Origin of the sequence: Paenibacillus thermoaerophilus (genome assembly GCF_005938195.1) — a bacterium.
Lineage (GTDB): Bacteria > Bacillota > Bacilli > Paenibacillales > Reconciliibacillaceae > Paenibacillus_W > Paenibacillus_W thermoaerophilus.
Window position 1 is genome coordinate 24789 of sequence record NZ_VCQZ01000011.1, and the last position, 15258, is coordinate 40046.

Here is a 15258-nt window from a genome sequence, read left to right on the forward strand (position 1 = left end):
GAACGGGTCCTTGCGCCCGTCCGGCTTCCCTAATCAGATGAACGAAACCGCTTCGCCTTTAAGCGAAGACTCATAGATCGCTTCCAGAATCTCCGATACGACCAGCGCCTGCTTCGGCGTGACGACGGGCGTGCCGCCGCCGCGTACGGCGTCGATCCATTGGCGCATCTCGTTCAGCGCCGGATCGTCGCCCTTCGCGTCGTAGAATGCGACGCCTTTGCCGTCCAGTTCGATCTTGTTCGTGTAGAGCTTGCCCATGTCCTCGCCGTTGATGCGGAGGCCGTCCGCCATGTCGGCGCCCGCTTCCGTGCCGCACAGCGTCACCTTCGCTTCGGCGGAATCCACCAGATTGATCGCCCAGCTCGATTCAAGCTGGATGACGGCGCCGTTCTTCATCACGATCATGCCGAACGCCGAATCTTCGACGGTGAACTTCTTCGGGTCCCACGGCCCCCAGGCGTTCGCCGCGTTCTCGCGCTGGGACAGCTTCTTGAACGCGCGGCCGAGCACGACCTTCGGCTCGTAGTTGTCCATCAGCCAAAGCGCCAGATCCAGCGCATGGGTGCCGATGTCGATCAGCGGGCCGCCGCCCTGCTTGTCCTCGTCAAGGAAAACGCCCCAGGTCGGCACCGCGCGGCGGCGGATCGCATGCGCCTTGGCGTAATAGATCTCGCCGAGATCGCCGCGTTCGACCAGTTTTTTGAGATGCTGGCTGTCGGCGCGGAACCGGTTCTGATACGAGATGGTCAGCAGCTTGCCTGTCCGCTCCGCGGCCGCCTGCATCGCTCTCGCGCCCTCCGCCGTTTTGGCCATCGGCTTCTCGCAGTTGACATGCTTGCCCGCCTCAAGAGCGGCGATGGTAATTTCCGCATGGGAGTCGTTCGGCGTGCAGACGTGCACGACGTCGATCTCGGAGATCGCGAGCAGCTCGCGGTAGTCCGTGAAGGCCCTCGCGCCTTCGGCTCCGTATTCTTTTTTGGCCCGCTCGGCCCGGTCGAGCTCGATGTCGCAGAACGCGACCAGCTCCACGTCCTCCAGTTTGGACAGGCTCGGCAAATGCTTGCCGAAAGCGATGCCTCCGCAGCCGATTACGCCGATTTTCAGCTTGGACATTGGACAAAACCTCCTCGTGGTTACTACAATAGAGTATACGGTGTCCAGACCTTTAAACCTATGGTGAAAATAGCCCTCCTTATATGCAATTTTGTCGTGGCGGGGAGATCAACATGGAACATTACAACGAACAGGTGCTGTATGAAAACCCATTGCTGTCCTTGAAGGTGTTTTCGTCTCTTCGCGAGAAGCTGGGGGACGGACGCTGGCATTATCATCGCGAGCTGGAGATGCTGGCGGTGCAAGCCGGCAAGATGGAAGTGTTCACCGACGACGGCAACGCCGTTCTGCAGAGCGGCGACGTCATGCTCATCGGGGCGAACCAGCTCCACCGCGACATCTCCCATCCGGGCACGTCCGTCGTGGTGCTGCAGATCGAACTGAAAAAATTTCTCGATATGAGCCTGATCCCGTATCTGCATCTGTTCACGGAAGCGAAGCAGCCGCTGAGCCGCCTCAACTACATGTTCCTGGAGCAGCCCGACACCCGCGCCGAGGTGCACAGGGCGGTCGTCGGCGTCCATCGGGAATGGTCTCGCAAGGAGGACGGGTACGAGATCGCCATCGCCGTCCTCATCAAACAAATCCTGCTGACGCTGATCCGCCGGGACGACCGGAAGCTGCTGAACGCTTCGGGTTCGGCCGACATCATCCGCCTGCAGCCGGCGCTCGACTACGTCGAATCCCATATCGACGGGCGCGTCCAGGTGGAGGACGCGTGCCGCACCGTCAATTTAAGCTATTATTATTTCGTGAAATATTTCAAAAAAGTGATGGGCCTCTCGTTCTCCGATTACGTCAATATGAAAAAAATCAAACGCGCCGAGCGTCTTCTTCTCACCCGGGACATGAACGTGGCCGACATCGGCGAAGCGATCGGCATGCCGAACATGGCGCATTTCTACAAGATGTTCCGCAAATACAACAAATGCTCGCCCAACGAATTTCGCCGCCGCATGACCGGCCGCTGACGTTCGGCCAGCAATCGAGTAGGAGGGGGCGGCTCCCCCCCGTCCTCTCACACCACCGTACATGCGGGCCCGCATACGGCGGTTCCAAAAGGTTGATAAAGCTCCAGATCACGAGAAAGCAGACTTTTCAGCCCTTTCGCTTCCCAGTAGGAAGTCGGGAGGGCGTTGTTTATGTTCCGGGACATTTCCCATGCGCCCCGTCGGGAATTGGCCATCATGAAAGCTGCCCAATCAGGTACCCCTAGCGCCCGAAGTTCGCGGGTTCGGGTTCGGGTTCGTACCCGTTTCCACGGTTTCCAAAGGCACATACGCAGTCTTCGGCAAATCCACTTGTCCAAGTTTTCGCAAGATTCCGCCTCGCGGCGGACACCTCTGCCCTTGGCTAACGGCAGGCGCTCGCCAGCCCCCGTTCGGGACTTTCACCCTAAAGGTGACGCCCATGCTGGGCGTACGCAAAAAACCTCTTCCGGAACCATCCGTCCGGAAGAGGTTTTCTTATCTTTTTTTCCCTGCGCCCTGCACGACGAGCTTGTACCCGACGCCGCGGATCGAATCGATCTGCACGGTCTGCTGGCTCATCTCCAGCTTTTTGCGCAGCGAGCTGACGTGGACGTCCACCGTGCGCTGGCCCCCGACATAATCGAAGCCCCAGACGATGTTCATCAGATCGTCGCGCGTGACCACGACGCCCGGACGCTGCACGAGATACAGCAGCACTTCGAATTCCTTGGGGCGCAGCGGGATCGGCTGGCCGTTCAGAACCACTTCATACTTTTCGGGGTAGATCCGCAAATCGCCGATCGCGATCACCTTGTCGTCGTTCGCCTCCGACTCGGGCGAATGCTCGGAAGGCGCCGCCCTGCGCAGCACCGCCGATACCCGCGCGAGCAGCTCCGCCACGCCGAACGGCTTCGTGATGTAATCGTCCGCGCCGTACTTGAGCCCTTGGACGATCTCCTCCTCGGCGTTGCGCGCCGTGAGGATAATGACCGGCGTGCGGCAGCCTTTTTGCCGGAGCTTGGACAACACCTCGAATCCGTTCATGCCGGGCAGCATGATATCCAGAATGATCAGGTCGTACGGATGCGCCAGCGCTTCCTGGAGCCCCTCCGCGCCGTGATCGACAACCTTCGTCACATAGCCTTCCTGCGACAGATTGTATGACAACAGCCTCGCAAGCGTATGCTCGTCTTCGATGACCAATATATTTTGTGCCACGAGAGCGTCCTCCCCGTCCCCCTGAATCTGTTGTTTACAGCTTAACACGTTTTTGTTAAGGCTGTGTAAAGTTTCAGGTTCCTTTTCGGAAAAGAACCCGTTCAAGCATGCACGACGGGGAGCTCTATAATAAACTTCGAGCCTACGCCAAGCTCGCTCTCGACACGGATCGTGCCGTGGTGCAGGTCAACCAGATGCTTGACGATCGACAGGCCGAGGCCAGTTCCGCCGGAACTGCGGGAACGGGCCTTGTCCACGCGGTAGAACCGCTCGAATATCCGCGGCAGGTCCTTCTTCGGGATGCCGATGCCCGTGTCCTCGACGGTAATCCGTATCCGTTCGTATTCCCCGTCCGCTTCGGCTTCGCCCGCCGGCTCGACGGATACCGTCACGCGGCCGCCCTCTTGCGTATAGTTTATCCCGTTCGAGATCAGATTGAGCAAAATTTGCTGCAGCCGATCTTCGTCCGCTTCGACGTACAGATCGTGCCCCGTATTGCTGACGAGCGCGATCTTCTTCTCCTCGGCCGCCGACCGCATCATATCGAGCATCTTCTCAACGAAGCTGTCCAGATGCACCGGGGAAAACCGCATCTGCACCCGCTTCGATTCGATCTTGGACAGATCGAGGATATCGCCGATCAGCCGGTTCAGCCGTTCGCTCTCGTCGTATATGATCTGCAGGAACGACCTCGCCGTCTCCCGGTCGTCCATCGCTCCCGCCAGCAGCGTCTCGGCGAACCCTTTGACGGCCGCCAGCGGCGTCTTGAGCTCGTGCGACACGTTCGCGACGAATTCGCTCCGCATTTTCTCCAGCTTGCGGATCGCGGTAATATCGTGCAGCACGATCAACAGACCCGCGCCGGCTCCGGTCCCGTCGTTGCCGGGAATCGGGACGATATGCGCCTCGACGATCCGCTCCTGCGGATAGAACAGGTGCAGCTCCTCGCGAACGGGCTCGCCGAGATCCCAGCCCCGGTCGGACATCTCCACAAGCTCGCGGTGCTGGCCGTATTCGCGGAACGGCTTGCCCAGCAGTTCCTTCGCCGAGACGCCAAGCATCTCCTCCGCCGAACGGTTCATCAGCTCGACCTTGCCCTCCCGATCGATCATGAGCAGCCCGCTGATCATGTTCTCCAGCAGGCTTTTCAGGCGGCTCTCTTCCTCCTGGATCCGCTGCATCTGCGCCTGGAGGCTCTCCGCCATCGTATTGATCGCGTGGCCGAGCTGGCCGATCTCGTCCTTGTTGCCGATGTGCACGCGGGATTTGTAGTTCATCTGCTTGATCTGGTTGGCGACGTCCGTAATTTTCTCCAGCGGACGGGTCAGCCCCAGCGACACGCGGTAGCTGACCAGCGCGGCGGCCGCAAACAGCAGCACCAGCCCGCCGATCAGGCCGAGCCAAAGCTCGCGGACCGTCTCGTCCACATGGGCGAGGCTCATCGAGAGCCGCACGTAACCTTCGATCTCGTTCGAGCCTTCCCGCTTGAGCGGTTGGGCGACGTACAGCATCTTCGTATTAACCGTCTCGCTGAACCGGATCGAATAACCGCTTCCCCGCTCCCGCGCCATCACGATTTCTTCCCGATTCAGATGATTGTCCATCTGCTGCGCGTCGTATTCCGAATCGCCCAGCACGCGTCCGTCCGTCGCGACGAAGGTGACGCGGGCCTGGGCCGTTCGTTCCAGATATTCGGCCAAATCGGAGAAATAACGGCGGGGGTCCGGCTTATGCAGTTCCGTCTGCCAATCCGCCAGCGATTGGATGATCGCGATCTCGCGCTCCATATTTTGCCGCAGCTCTTTGAGATGGGCATTCTCCAAAATTTTGGCGGTAAAAATGCCGGCGGCGAGCACCGAACAGCCGATCAAGAGCAGGAACAGCATCGTGAGCCGTATACGGAATTTTTTGAACACGAATTCTCGCTCCCATATCTTCGTCGTTCTGTGGCCGGGGCCGGACGGAGGTCGCCCCTCCCCCGTACATCTTACCCGCTAACGGACGGGCTTGAATAGTTAAGGTTTTGTAAACGAAACGGTAATGCAAGTTTTTCCAAATCGGCCCGTTTTCAGACCGTCGACGATTCCTTGCGCGTCCAGCCCAGCCTTCGGAACACGACCTGCGCGACGGTTGCCGCCGGCTGCTGGATGAGAATCGACAGCACGACCGGCACCGCCGCCAGCGGCTCGAAGTAAGAGAGTGCGAGCACGATGCCCAGCGATATATTCCGCATCCCGCTCAAATACGAGAAGGTCATCACGTAGCCGCGGTCGCGCGACCGCAGCCGGGCGAACAGCGCGCCGGTCGCGTAGCAGAACAGGACAAGACCGACACACGCGGGAACGAGCTTCAGCAGATGGGATTTCAAGTCGAAGGCGTACGGGGCGATCGCCGCCGCGTTAATGACGATCACCGCGCTAAAGGCCAATTTCGAGACCGGCAGGATATACGGCGCCGCGGCCGGCTTCGCCCGGCCCCGCGACAGCTCGTAAACCAGCACGCCCAGCAGCGTCGGCACGACGATGATTTTCAGCATGTCGATCATGACGCCGACCTTGTCGAACTCCAGCGTCGTGCCGAAGAAGTATTCGATCAGGAACGGCACGACGACCGGGCTTAGCGCCGAATCGATCACGATCATGGACAGGGCGAACGCGACGCCGCCTCCCGACATGCCGATCCAGATGACGGAGGAGACGCCCAGCGGAATAACCGTAAACAGCACGAGTCCGACGACAAACGGCGACCCCTCCCCGAACAGGGCGTTCCCGCCCCAGTAAGCGGCCAGCGGGGCGAGGACGTGGATCAGCGCGAACAGCAGCAGTCCGGACAAGGGCATGCGGGCGACCTCGCGGAATTGCTTCAGGCCGACGCCCATGCCCATCGTAAACGTAATGAAGGCGAACAGCCACGGCACCCAGGAGACAAACCCGTCGAACACCGGATAAAAAAGAAACCCGAGCATCAACGATGCCGGGGTGATGAGAAACAAATATTTCTCGAACGCGTCGTTGAACCGCAGGCCCCAGGGTTGTTTGGTATCCATTTATTTAAACACAGGCTCCTTGAATTGCTCCAGCTTGCCGAGGGAATCGCGCTCCACATCGGCGTGCAGGCTGTTGCCGTGCGAATCCATCGTTACGATCGCGGCGAAGCCTTCGACCTCCAGATGCCACATCGCCTCCGGAATGCCGAATTCCAAGAAGTCGACTCCGTTGACCTTCTTGATGCACTCGGCGTAATATTGCGCCGCTCCGCCGATCGCGTTCAAATAGACGGCTCCGTGCTCGCTGAGCGCCTTCAGCGTCTTGGCGCCCATGCCGCCTTTGCCGACGACGGCGCGAATGCCGAACTTCTTCAGGATATCGCCCTGGTACGGCTCTTCGCGGATGCTCGTCGTCGGTCCGGCCGCTTTGACGTGCCATTCGCCGTTTTCGTCCTTGAGCATGACAGGACCGCAGTGATAGATGACATGACCGTTCAGATCGACCGGCGAGTCGTGATCCATCAGATATTTGTGCAGAGCGTCACGTCCCGTGAACATCGGTCCGTTCAGGATCACGACGTCGCCCACGCGCAGAGAGCGGATCTGCTCTTCGGTGATCGGCGCGGTCAGCACGACCTCGCGGCGCTCGCCGCCTTGCGCAACCGCCGTCTCCGGTTTTTGCGCCGGTCGTTTCATCGGTTCTTCGCTGCCGGACTTATAGATCCACTTGGTGATCGCTCCCGTCGCCGGATCGATGACGACGCCTTGACGGCGGAAGGCCCAGCAGTTGTACGCCACGGAGACGAAGAAGCTTGCCGGCAATCGGTTCATCACGCCGATTTTGCAGCCGAGCAGCGTCACTTGGCCGCCGAAGCCCATCGTGCCGATCCCCAGTTGATTCGCCGCTTTCATGATGTATTCTTCAAGCTGCGCCAGCTCCGGAATCTCGTTGACGTCATCCACTTCGCGGAACAACTGCTTTTTGGCCAGCTCGTAGCCGGTCGTGCGGTCTCCGCCGATGCCGACGCCGATGAACCCGGCGCTGCAGCCTTGGCCCTGCGCCTGGTAGACCGCGTGCAGAATGCATTTGCGGATGCCGTCGAGGTCGCGTCCGGCCTTGCCGAGTCCTTCAAGCTCGCACGGCAGGCTGTATTGAATGTTTTTGTTCTCGCAGCCGCCGCCCTTCAGGATAAGGCGAACGTCGATCTCGTCGCGTTCCCACTGTTCGAAGTGAATGACCGGCGTGCCGGGACCGAGGTTGTCGCCGCTGTTCTTCCCGGTCAGCGAATCGACCGAGTTCGAGCGGAGCTTGCCGTGTTTCGTGGCGAGGCTGACGGCTTCGAGAATATCTTTTTTCATCTGAATCTGGTTGGCGCCGACCGGCGTATGGATGATGAAAGTAGGCATGCCGGTATCCTGGCAGATCGGAGAAACGTTGCATTCAGCCATCTCGATATTCGTGGCGATCGTGGACAGGGACAACGCGGAACGCGTGCCGGCGTCCTCCTGCTCCTGGGCGGCTTTGATCGCTTTGCGCACGTCCGCGGGCAGATTCGTCGACGTCTCTACGATCAGGTCGTACATGCTTTGCCGGAACTGATTCATGTTTGGGTCTCCTTCCAGAGTTGCGTCTTGTCTATCATCATACCAAACCATCCGCTATTTTTCATGCGATCCGTCCGCCATAGGGTGCAAAAAATCCGTTGTCGGGGGGCTAAGTTCTATTTATAATGAAGGTCGATAGCGTGAGCGTACAAAGGGGAACTATCGTTGATGCCGAAATGGTTGCTTCAAGCGACAGCGGGAATAGCGGCTCTGGCGCTGCTTTTCCAGCCGGCCATGCCCCGCGCGAAAAAGGCCGAACTCTATCATGACCAGGTAGCCGTCCTGATCTATCATCTCGTGGATGACGAACAGCGGGGACCTGTCACCATATCGCCGGCCCTGCTGCGCGATCAACTGAGTTTTCTGAAGGAGCGCGGGTTCCATTTCATTACCCACCGCCAGTTCCGCGAATTTCTGGACGGCGGTACCGTGCCGAACAACGCCGTTCTGGTCACGTTCGACGACGGGTACGACAGCTATGGCGCGCATGCGATGCCGATCATGAAGGAGCTGGGGGTGCCCGCCGTCAATTTCGTCATAACGGAGACGCTGGATCACCCGTTGCAAGGCAATCTCCGTTTTTTGGACCGCAGCGGTCTGGCGAAGACGGCCGACGAAACCCGCGGCTACGAGATCCAATGCCACACGCACGCGCTTCACGCCAAAGGCCCCAAAGGGCCGCTGCTTGCGACCCGGTTGACCGACGTCCGGACGGGAGCGGAAGAGTCCGATCGCGATTACGAGAACCGGATCGCCCAGGATGCGCTGCGGTGCCGCCGGGAGATCAACAGCGTCGTTCCGGCTTCCGTGGACGCCATCGCCTACCCGTTCGGCGCATTTGACGAACGGTCCATCCCCGTCTTGCGGGATGCGGGCTACCGCTACGGCTATACGGTCGTGCCGGAGATGGCGGACCGTTCGGTCGACCGGATGCAGATCCCCCGGATCAACGCCGGTTCGCCTTACGTCAGTCCGCGCCGGTTGTATAACGCGATCTTGAAGAGCGTCTACGAGATCGGCGACCCGGACCGCCTGCTGCCGCTGGACCTCGTCGCCCGCGACGTCGGCTTCGAAATGCATGACGACCCGCGGACGAACACGGTGGAGCTTGTCTGGAACAAGCGGCATTACCGCCTGAACGGGGATGCGCGGAAGGTGGAACTTGCGGACGGTCAAGCCGCAATGGAGATGTCGGACAAAATCGAAAAACGCGGCAAGCATGTGTATATCCGGAAAAATGATCTCCAGCATATGCTGGGAAAACGCGTGGAATATATGGTTAATCTCCGTCGCTACGCCGTGCTCCAGACGCCTCCGCAGGAAGGTCCGGAGCCGCAGACCGGACCAACCCTCGCGGTGCAAGGAGGACTTTGACGGTGAACTCGCCTTTTTTCGCCTATATGTACCGTTTGCGCTATATCAAGCGCTGGAGCCTCATGCGCAGCGTGAACCGAGAGAACGTCGCGGAGCATTCCTACCAGGTGGCGCTGCTCGCGCATGCCTTGTGCACGATCGGCAATACGCATTTCGGCCGTTCGTACCCAACGGAGCGGATCGTCGTCCAGGCGCTCTTCCACGATGCGACGGAAGTCATCACCGGCGATATCCCGACGCCGGTCAAGCATCATAACCGGGAGATTCTGCGGAACTTCCGCGAGATCGAACGGCTTGCCGGAGAGCGCCTCGTGAATATGGTTCCCCCTTCGCTCAAGCCGGTGTACGAACCGCTGGTAAGCGGCGACGGGCTCGACGAGCAGTCCAGGCGCGTGTTGAAGGCGGCGGATTCGCTCGACGCGTATCTCAAGTGCGTCATCGAGCAATCAGCGGGCAATCCGGAGTTTGCCGCCGCCCAGCGTCAAATCGAACAGGCGATGAAAGAGATGGCGATGCCGGAGCTGGACTACTTTTTGCGCGAGCTAGCTCCCGCTTTTGCGATGACGCTGGACGAGATGGCGCAATTGGAGGACGAGGAATAGAGCGCTCGGGCCTTTGGGCATCCGGTCGCCCGGTCGATCGGGCAATTCGGGCGATCAGGCCGTCTGGGCGCGGGCGGGACTTTTTAGCGATATTTTTTATCGTTTTTGCCGCAAATCGGCCCGCCCGCAACGAGCTTAACGATACAGAATATCGTAAAGCGGCCCGTTTCCCTGTTCGTTCCGCCGATTTGCCGGCGTTAGCGATATTTTGTATTGCTAAGCAAGTGCAGAATCGGCTGCACGGCAGCGTTAACGATATTTTATAGCTTAAACGGCCTCGGCGAGCATGGGCGGCAGACAGCCCGACACCGGGCGCATTTCCGGACGACCCAGCCGTCACGCTTCTCCCCGAAACTTGAAAAGCCCGCTTCCGGCATGTCCGGAAGCGGGCTTTTTGTGAGTCAGGCTCGTCTTGTCGTGGGATACGGTCCGTCCCTCAACTAACGGCGGCGGAACCGACGTCCGCCGCACCGACGTCAGATCGTCGGGAAGTTCATGATAATCAGGATCAACAGAAACACAAGCGCATTCACCGTTCCAAGCACCTGCGCCAGACGCAGGTCCTCCGATGCCGCGCGGCCGTTCGCAACGGCCTCGCCAATTCGTTTGAGCGGCTTGGACATGATGCCCGAGAGCGCAAACATGACGAGAATCAGCACGATCGCCAAGATCATCCAAACCCCGGACGAATTGTACTTGCTAACCAGATATCCCCCCGACAAAAAGGCCAGAACCAGCACGTATTGTCCGATCCGGTTGAGCAGCGAAACCGTCCGCACGGTTCCCTCCTGAACGGCGGCCGACTGCTTACCGAGCCGAAGAAGCAGCCAGGGAACAAACAAGTAAAATCCCAACAGTACTGCGGAAAGAACATGTACAAACATGACGTATTCCGTCGCTTTGTCCATCGAAGACATCCTCCATCATCTGGTTCTCGGTGCAATCCATTGCACTTCCAGTATACAGGATATCCCCGATGTTTGGCAAAATGATGGAATCAGACTCCCGCCCGCCAACTGTCCCGCAGGATTCGGATAAAATCCACGGCGGGGTCCAGACTCGTCATGTCCGGAACAAATGTGTATCGTCTGCCGCTCAACACGCCGAGCGCCTCGATGATTTCCGGAATTTTGCCGAAGGCAAAGAAGCAGAACGCCGTGGCCAGATGCCGGTACGCATGAATCACCTCGGGACGCTCGTCGACGGCGAACTTCCGCATGCGGTATCCGCCGGCGGCCGTGACGTCCAACGCGTGAACGATCATCGTCATCTCTACGTTCAACTCGTCGACAAACGCCCGATGCTGTTCGAACAGCACCATCGGATAGGCGTCCTCCGGCTCCCCGTCCGTCAGAAACGCCGCCAAATTCTCCGCTACCCGGGTTCGCGGCGAACCGGCCGCGTTCCGCCCGGACGAAACGCTTCCTTCCCGCCCGGCCATATGCAGATCCCAGCGGCATCTCGCCAATTGTTCCGCTTTGGCGTAAGAACGCATCTTGGGCGGCAGCGCGTAGAAGTCGCTGACGGCTTGATTGACGGCATACTGCAAAATCCGATTGCGCGCGCAGCTCGCCGACTCCCCGGCCTTGCCCGCACATGCCGCGCACCTCGTCTCACCGCTCCGGGAAATCCATTCCTCCAGCTTGTAATCCTCCAGCAGCACCACTTGGGCCATGTCTCCTCCACTCCCTTGCACGCGCCGAAGCCGGTTTACATCTTCATGCGAGTTTCTCGGCGAACTTGCGCCCGTAAGCCCGGCAATGCTCCTTCTCGTCTTCGGACGGGCACAATTCGATCTTCAACCCCTCCATCGCAATCTCCGCCCCGATCTGCTTCAGCTTGGCCGTGAGGATGTCGACAGCCGCTCCGAACAGCGGATACGAGGAGTCGGCCGAACCGAAGGCAGCTGCTTTGCGCCCCTCCAGCGAGACTTCATCCATCTCTTCGTAGAAATCGAGAAATTCGTCGGGCAGCTCGCCGTCTCCCCATGTATAGGCCCCCAACAGGATGCCGTCGTAATGAGCCATTTCCGAAGCATTCGCGTCCAGAACCGACTTCAGGACAATCTCCGCCCCCGACTCTTTCAGTCCGTCGACGATCGCTTCCGCCATCTCCTCCGTGTTGCCCGTCATGCTGGCATATACCACTAGCACTTTTGCCAAGGAATTTCCCTCCGTCACGCATTTTGATGAGAACCATTCTCAAGAAAACCGAAGCAAATTCATAATAAATGATAATGATTATCACTATCAATATAGAACGGAGAATAAAATGGCCGCATGCAAAAACCCGGCGCTCTCCTTGAAGAGATACGCCGGGTTTTCTCCCTGGCTGCTTTGTTTTCCGCGGCAAACCGGTTGCGCTTCAGTCCGATTCAAGTCACGGCCGCCGTCATCGCCGACTTGTGCAGGTTGTTCATGCCCATAATGACGCAGACCAGCTCATAGTCCCCCAACCGATCCGACCGGTTGTCCAGACAATACGCTCCTGATTCAAACCAGCCGTTGACTCGCTGAAATTCCGCGACGATGCGCCCGTGCGAATCGCGAACCTCATATTCGCGGGAAAAAGCAGGCGAAGTGATCTCGTAGCTGCCCCGCCCCTCCGTATCGTAGGTGAATTTTTTCCTAAAAAAGGACATGCGCGCCCGGAGCACGCCAAGGGTCTCCTCCCGGGCGTCTCGCACTTCCCAGCGGGACGAGAAAAACCGAAAGGCCCCCTTGCATGCCAGCTTGCCGTCCGGATCGTAGACGTCCACCGCGGAATTAAACGCGCTTTTCAAGTTCAGTTCTCCGGCGGGGTTGTGCACCTCATCGACAATCTCCGTCACGCCGGCGCTAAAAAAATTGTCGCGGAAATACAGTTTCATTCCGTCCGCCTCCCGAAATCAGCATCTATCTGACATACGATGGAACGACAAATTCGTTTCACATTCAAAAAACTCCGGCTTGTCTGCGGGGACAAAACCGGAGTTTTTTCGTTTGCCGCTTCGACAGCAACCGATTAGACGCTGCCTGCAACGATTTGGATGACGTTGCGCACGGATTGAGCGGATTTGTCCAGCGCCGCTTTTTCTTCCGGCAGCAGGTCGAGCTCGATGACTTTCTCGATGCCGTCGCCGCCCAATACGGCCAGTACGCCCATAAAAAGGTTGTCGTAGCCGTATTCGCCCTGGAGCAGGGCAATAACCGGGATGATGCGCTTTTTGTCTTTCAGGATCGCTTCGGTCATTTGCACCAGCGACGCGGCCGGAGCGTAATAGGCGCTGCCGTTGCCGAGCAGGTTGACGATCTCGCCGCCGCCCGTGCGTGTGCGTTGTACGATCGCGTCGATGCGCTCTTTGGGGATCAGCTTCTCGATCGGGATGCCGCCTGCGCTGGAGTAGCGGACGAGCGGAACCATGTCGTCGCCGTGGCCTCCGAGAACGACGCCGCGCACGTCTTCAACCGATACGTTCAGCTCTTGGGCGATAAACGTGTTGTAGCGAGCCGTGTCGAGTACGCCGGATTGGCCGATGACGCGGTTTTTCGGGAAGCCCAGCGTTCGGTACGCGACATACGTCATCGCGTCAACCGGGTTGCTGAGAATGATCACGTAGGCGTCCGGGGACGTCCGCTTGACGTTCTCGCAGACGGCTTTGACGATGCCCGCGTTCGTGTTGACGAGGTCGTCGCGGCTCATGCCCGGCTTGCGAGCGATCCCGGCCGTGATGATGACGACGTCGGAGCCGGCCGTATCCGCATAGTCGGACGTGCCGACGATGTTGGCGTCGAAGCCTTGCACCGGCGATGCTTCCAGCATATCCAGCGCTTTGCCCTTCGTCGGATTTTCAAGCTGCGGGATATCGAGCAGGACGATGTCCCCCAGTTCTTTTTGGGCCAGCATAAGAGCGGTGGTCGAGCCGGTGAAGCCCGCGCCGATTACGCTAATTTTTTTTCGCCTGATTGCCATGAGAATCCTCCTCTGGATTGGTCTGTAAACAAAGGTTTGGAAAAAACCGTCCGCGCAAGGCGGACGGTCTGCTGAATTCCAGTTGAAATTAAGCCATATTTTTGATGACAAGGTCGGCAAACTCGGAGCATTTGACTTCCGTTGCGCCTTCCATCAGACGCGCGAAGTCGTAAGTGACCGTTTTGTTGGCGATTGTTTTCTCCAGGCCTTTGTAGATCAGGTCGGCCGCTTCCAGCCAGCCCAGATGCTCCAGCATCATGACGCCGGACAGCGTGACGGAGCCCGGGTTGACGACGTCGAGATTCGCGTATTTCGGAGCCGTGCCGTGCGTCGCTTCGAAGATCGCGTGGCCGGTGACGTAGTTGATGTTGGCTCCCGGCGCGATGCCGATGCCGCCGACTTGAGCGGCCAGCGCGTCGGAGAGGTAGTCGCCGTTCAGGTTCAGCGTCGCGATGACGTCGAAGTCCGTCGGGCGCGTCAGCACTTGCTGCAGCGCGATGTCGGCGATCGCGTCTTTCACGATGATTTTGCCTTCGGCTTCAGCCGCTTTTTGAGCCGCATTGGCCGCGTCTGTGCCTTGCTCGGCTTTGATGCGGTCGTATTGAGCCCAAGTGAACACGTTGTCGCCGAATTCGCGCTCGGCCAGCTCGTAGCCCCAGTTTTTGAACGCGCCTTCGGTGAATTTCATGATGTTGCCTTTATGCACAAGCGTTACGCTCTTGCGGCCGTGCTTGATCGCGTATTCGATCGCGGCGCGAACCAGGCGCTCCGAACCTTCGCGGGAAACCGGCTTGATGCCGATGCCGGACGTTTCCGGGAAGCGGATTTTTTTGACGCCCATTTCTTTTTGCAGGAACTCGAGCACTTTCTTCACTTCCGGAGTGCCTTCCTGCCACTCGACGCCCGCGTAGATGTCCTCCGTGTTCTCGCGGAAAATAACCATGTCGACCAGTTCCGGACGTTTGACCGGGGACGGCACGCCTTGGAAATAACGAACCGGACGCAGGCACACGTACAGGTCGAGCTCTTGGCGCAGCGCGACGTTCAGGGAGCGGATGCCGCCGCCTACCGGGGTCGTAAGCGGACCTTTGATCGCCACGATGTACTCGCGGATCGCGGTCAGGGTGTCGTTCGGCAGCCAGTTGTTGAATTTGTTGAACGCTTTTTCACCCGCGTACACTTCGTACCAAGCGAGTTTTTTCTCACCTTTGTACGCTTTTTCCACGGCCGCGTCGAGAATACGCTTGGACGCGCGCCAGATGTCCGGGCCCGTGCCGTCGCCTTCGATGAACGGGATAATCGGATGGTTCGGAACGATCAGTTTGCCGTTTTCAATCGTGATGCGTTCGCCTTCGGTCGGCAGCGAATAGGTTTCGAATTGAGCCATGATGGATTCTCTTCCTCCTGCATGAGATATAAATAGGTATGGTGCAGCCTG

At 58.9% G+C, this 15258-nt stretch carries 14 protein-coding genes and 1 pseudogene; 3 read left to right on the plus strand and 12 right to left on the minus strand.

Annotated elements, in window-relative coordinates; genetic code table 11:
* Window positions 1-33: 33 nt before the first annotated feature.
* Complete coding sequence (locus FE781_RS09230) at window positions 34-1113, minus strand: Gfo/Idh/MocA family protein (RefSeq protein WP_138789330.1); 1080 nt, start codon at window positions 1111-1113, stop codon at window positions 34-36.
* A gap of 113 nt (window positions 1114-1226) precedes the next feature.
* On the opposite strand from FE781_RS09230, the gene FE781_RS09235 reads away from it, so the two are divergent.
* Window positions 1227-2084, plus strand: coding sequence for a helix-turn-helix domain-containing protein (locus FE781_RS09235; protein ID WP_138789331.1), 858 nt, complete (start codon window positions 1227-1229; stop codon window positions 2082-2084).
* A gap of 47 nt (window positions 2085-2131) precedes the next feature.
* Here FE781_RS09235 and FE781_RS18080 read toward each other — a convergent pair.
* The 5 genes and pseudogenes from FE781_RS18080 to FE781_RS09260 all read right to left on the minus strand — a co-directional run.
* A pseudogene (locus FE781_RS18080) lies at window positions 2132-2431 on the minus strand (group II intron reverse transcriptase/maturase); the annotation flags it as partial.
* A gap of 148 nt (window positions 2432-2579) precedes the next feature.
* Window positions 2580-3302 (minus strand): response regulator transcription factor, encoded by a 723-nt coding sequence (locus FE781_RS09245; RefSeq protein ID WP_138789332.1) that lies wholly within the window; start codon window positions 3300-3302, stop codon window positions 2580-2582.
* A 101-nt stretch (window positions 3303-3403) separates the two neighbouring features.
* Complete coding sequence (gene pnpS, locus FE781_RS09250; protein ID WP_138789423.1) at window positions 3404-5188, minus strand: two-component system histidine kinase PnpS; 1785 nt, start codon at window positions 5186-5188, stop codon at window positions 3404-3406.
* A gap of 182 nt (window positions 5189-5370) precedes the next feature.
* Entirely contained in the window at window positions 5371-6348 is a 978-nt protein-coding gene (locus tag FE781_RS09255; protein ID WP_138789333.1) for a bile acid:sodium symporter family protein, read from the minus strand.
* Complete coding sequence (locus tag FE781_RS09260) at window positions 6349-7893, minus strand: fumarate hydratase (RefSeq protein ID WP_138789334.1); 1545 nt, start codon at window positions 7891-7893, stop codon at window positions 6349-6351.
* A gap of 168 nt (window positions 7894-8061) precedes the next feature.
* Here FE781_RS09260 and FE781_RS09265 point away from each other — a divergent pair, with 168 nt between their 5' ends.
* Window positions 8062-9267 carry a polysaccharide deacetylase family protein gene (locus FE781_RS09265; protein ID WP_138789335.1) on the plus strand — a complete coding sequence of 402 codons (1206 nt, stop codon included), beginning with the start codon at window positions 8062-8064 and terminating at the stop codon, window positions 9265-9267.
* A 2-nt stretch (window positions 9268-9269) separates the two neighbouring features.
* Window positions 9270-9869: a 5'-deoxynucleotidase gene (yfbR, locus tag FE781_RS09270; protein ID WP_138789336.1), complete on the plus strand. Its 600-nt coding sequence runs from the start codon at window positions 9270-9272 to the stop codon at window positions 9867-9869.
* 476 nt (window positions 9870-10345) lie between these two features.
* On the opposite strand, the gene FE781_RS09275 is transcribed toward yfbR, so the two are convergent.
* The 6 genes from FE781_RS09275 to icd form a co-directional block, all read right to left on the minus strand.
* Window positions 10346-10777, minus strand: coding sequence for a hypothetical protein (locus FE781_RS09275; RefSeq protein WP_138789337.1), 432 nt, complete (start codon window positions 10775-10777; stop codon window positions 10346-10348).
* An 89-nt stretch (window positions 10778-10866) separates the two neighbouring features.
* Window positions 10867-11544 (minus strand): hypothetical protein, encoded by a 678-nt coding sequence (locus FE781_RS09280; protein ID WP_138789338.1) that lies wholly within the window; start codon window positions 11542-11544, stop codon window positions 10867-10869.
* Between the two features lie 43 nt (window positions 11545-11587).
* A complete protein-coding gene (locus FE781_RS09285; protein ID WP_138789339.1) occupies window positions 11588-12031 on the minus strand; it encodes a flavodoxin in 444 nt (147 codons plus the stop codon).
* A gap of 212 nt (window positions 12032-12243) precedes the next feature.
* Window positions 12244-12738 carry an LURP-one-related family protein gene (locus tag FE781_RS09290; protein ID WP_138789340.1) on the minus strand — a complete coding sequence of 165 codons (495 nt, stop codon included), beginning with the start codon at window positions 12736-12738 and terminating at the stop codon, window positions 12244-12246.
* 134 nt (window positions 12739-12872) lie between these two features.
* Window positions 12873-13820 carry a malate dehydrogenase gene (gene mdh, locus FE781_RS09295; RefSeq protein ID WP_138789341.1) on the minus strand — a complete coding sequence of 316 codons (948 nt, stop codon included), beginning with the start codon at window positions 13818-13820 and terminating at the stop codon, window positions 12873-12875.
* An 88-nt stretch (window positions 13821-13908) separates the two neighbouring features.
* Window positions 13909-15207, minus strand: coding sequence for an NADP-dependent isocitrate dehydrogenase (gene icd, locus FE781_RS09300; RefSeq protein ID WP_138789342.1), 1299 nt, complete (start codon window positions 15205-15207; stop codon window positions 13909-13911).
* Between the last annotated feature and the right edge of the window lie 51 nt (window positions 15208-15258).

What these genes read in the sequence shown, in the direction of transcription:
- FE781_RS09230 (WP_138789330.1), bottom strand. Translation starts at nt 1,113, where the DNA reads ATGTCCAAGCTGAAAATCGGCGTAATCGGCTGCGGAGGCATCGCTTTC.
- FE781_RS09235 (WP_138789331.1), top strand. Translation starts at nt 1,227, where the DNA reads ATGGAACATTACAACGAACAGGTGCTGTATGAAAACCCATTGCTGTCC.
- pnpS (WP_138789423.1), bottom strand. Translation starts at nt 5,188, where the DNA reads ATGCTGTTCCTGCTCTTGATCGGCTGTTCGGTGCTCGCCGCCGGCATT.
- FE781_RS09255 (WP_138789333.1), bottom strand. Translation starts at nt 6,348, where the DNA reads ATGGATACCAAACAACCCTGGGGCCTGCGGTTCAACGACGCGTTCGAG.
- FE781_RS09260 (WP_138789334.1), bottom strand. Translation starts at nt 7,893, where the DNA reads ATGAATCAGTTCCGGCAAAGCATGTACGACCTGATCGTAGAGACGTCG.
- FE781_RS09265 (WP_138789335.1), top strand. Translation starts at nt 8,062, where the DNA reads ATGCCGAAATGGTTGCTTCAAGCGACAGCGGGAATAGCGGCTCTGGCG.
- FE781_RS09275 (WP_138789337.1), bottom strand. Translation starts at nt 10,777, where the DNA reads ATGGACAAAGCGACGGAATACGTCATGTTTGTACATGTTCTTTCCGCA.
- FE781_RS09280 (WP_138789338.1), bottom strand. Translation starts at nt 11,544, where the DNA reads ATGGCCCAAGTGGTGCTGCTGGAGGATTACAAGCTGGAGGAATGGATT.
- FE781_RS09290 (WP_138789340.1), bottom strand. Translation starts at nt 12,738, where the DNA reads ATGAAACTGTATTTCCGCGACAATTTTTTTAGCGCCGGCGTGACGGAG.
- mdh (WP_138789341.1), bottom strand. Translation starts at nt 13,820, where the DNA reads ATGGCAATCAGGCGAAAAAAAATTAGCGTAATCGGCGCGGGCTTCACC.
- icd (WP_138789342.1), bottom strand. Translation starts at nt 15,207, where the DNA reads ATGGCTCAATTCGAAACCTATTCGCTGCCGACCGAAGGCGAACGCATC.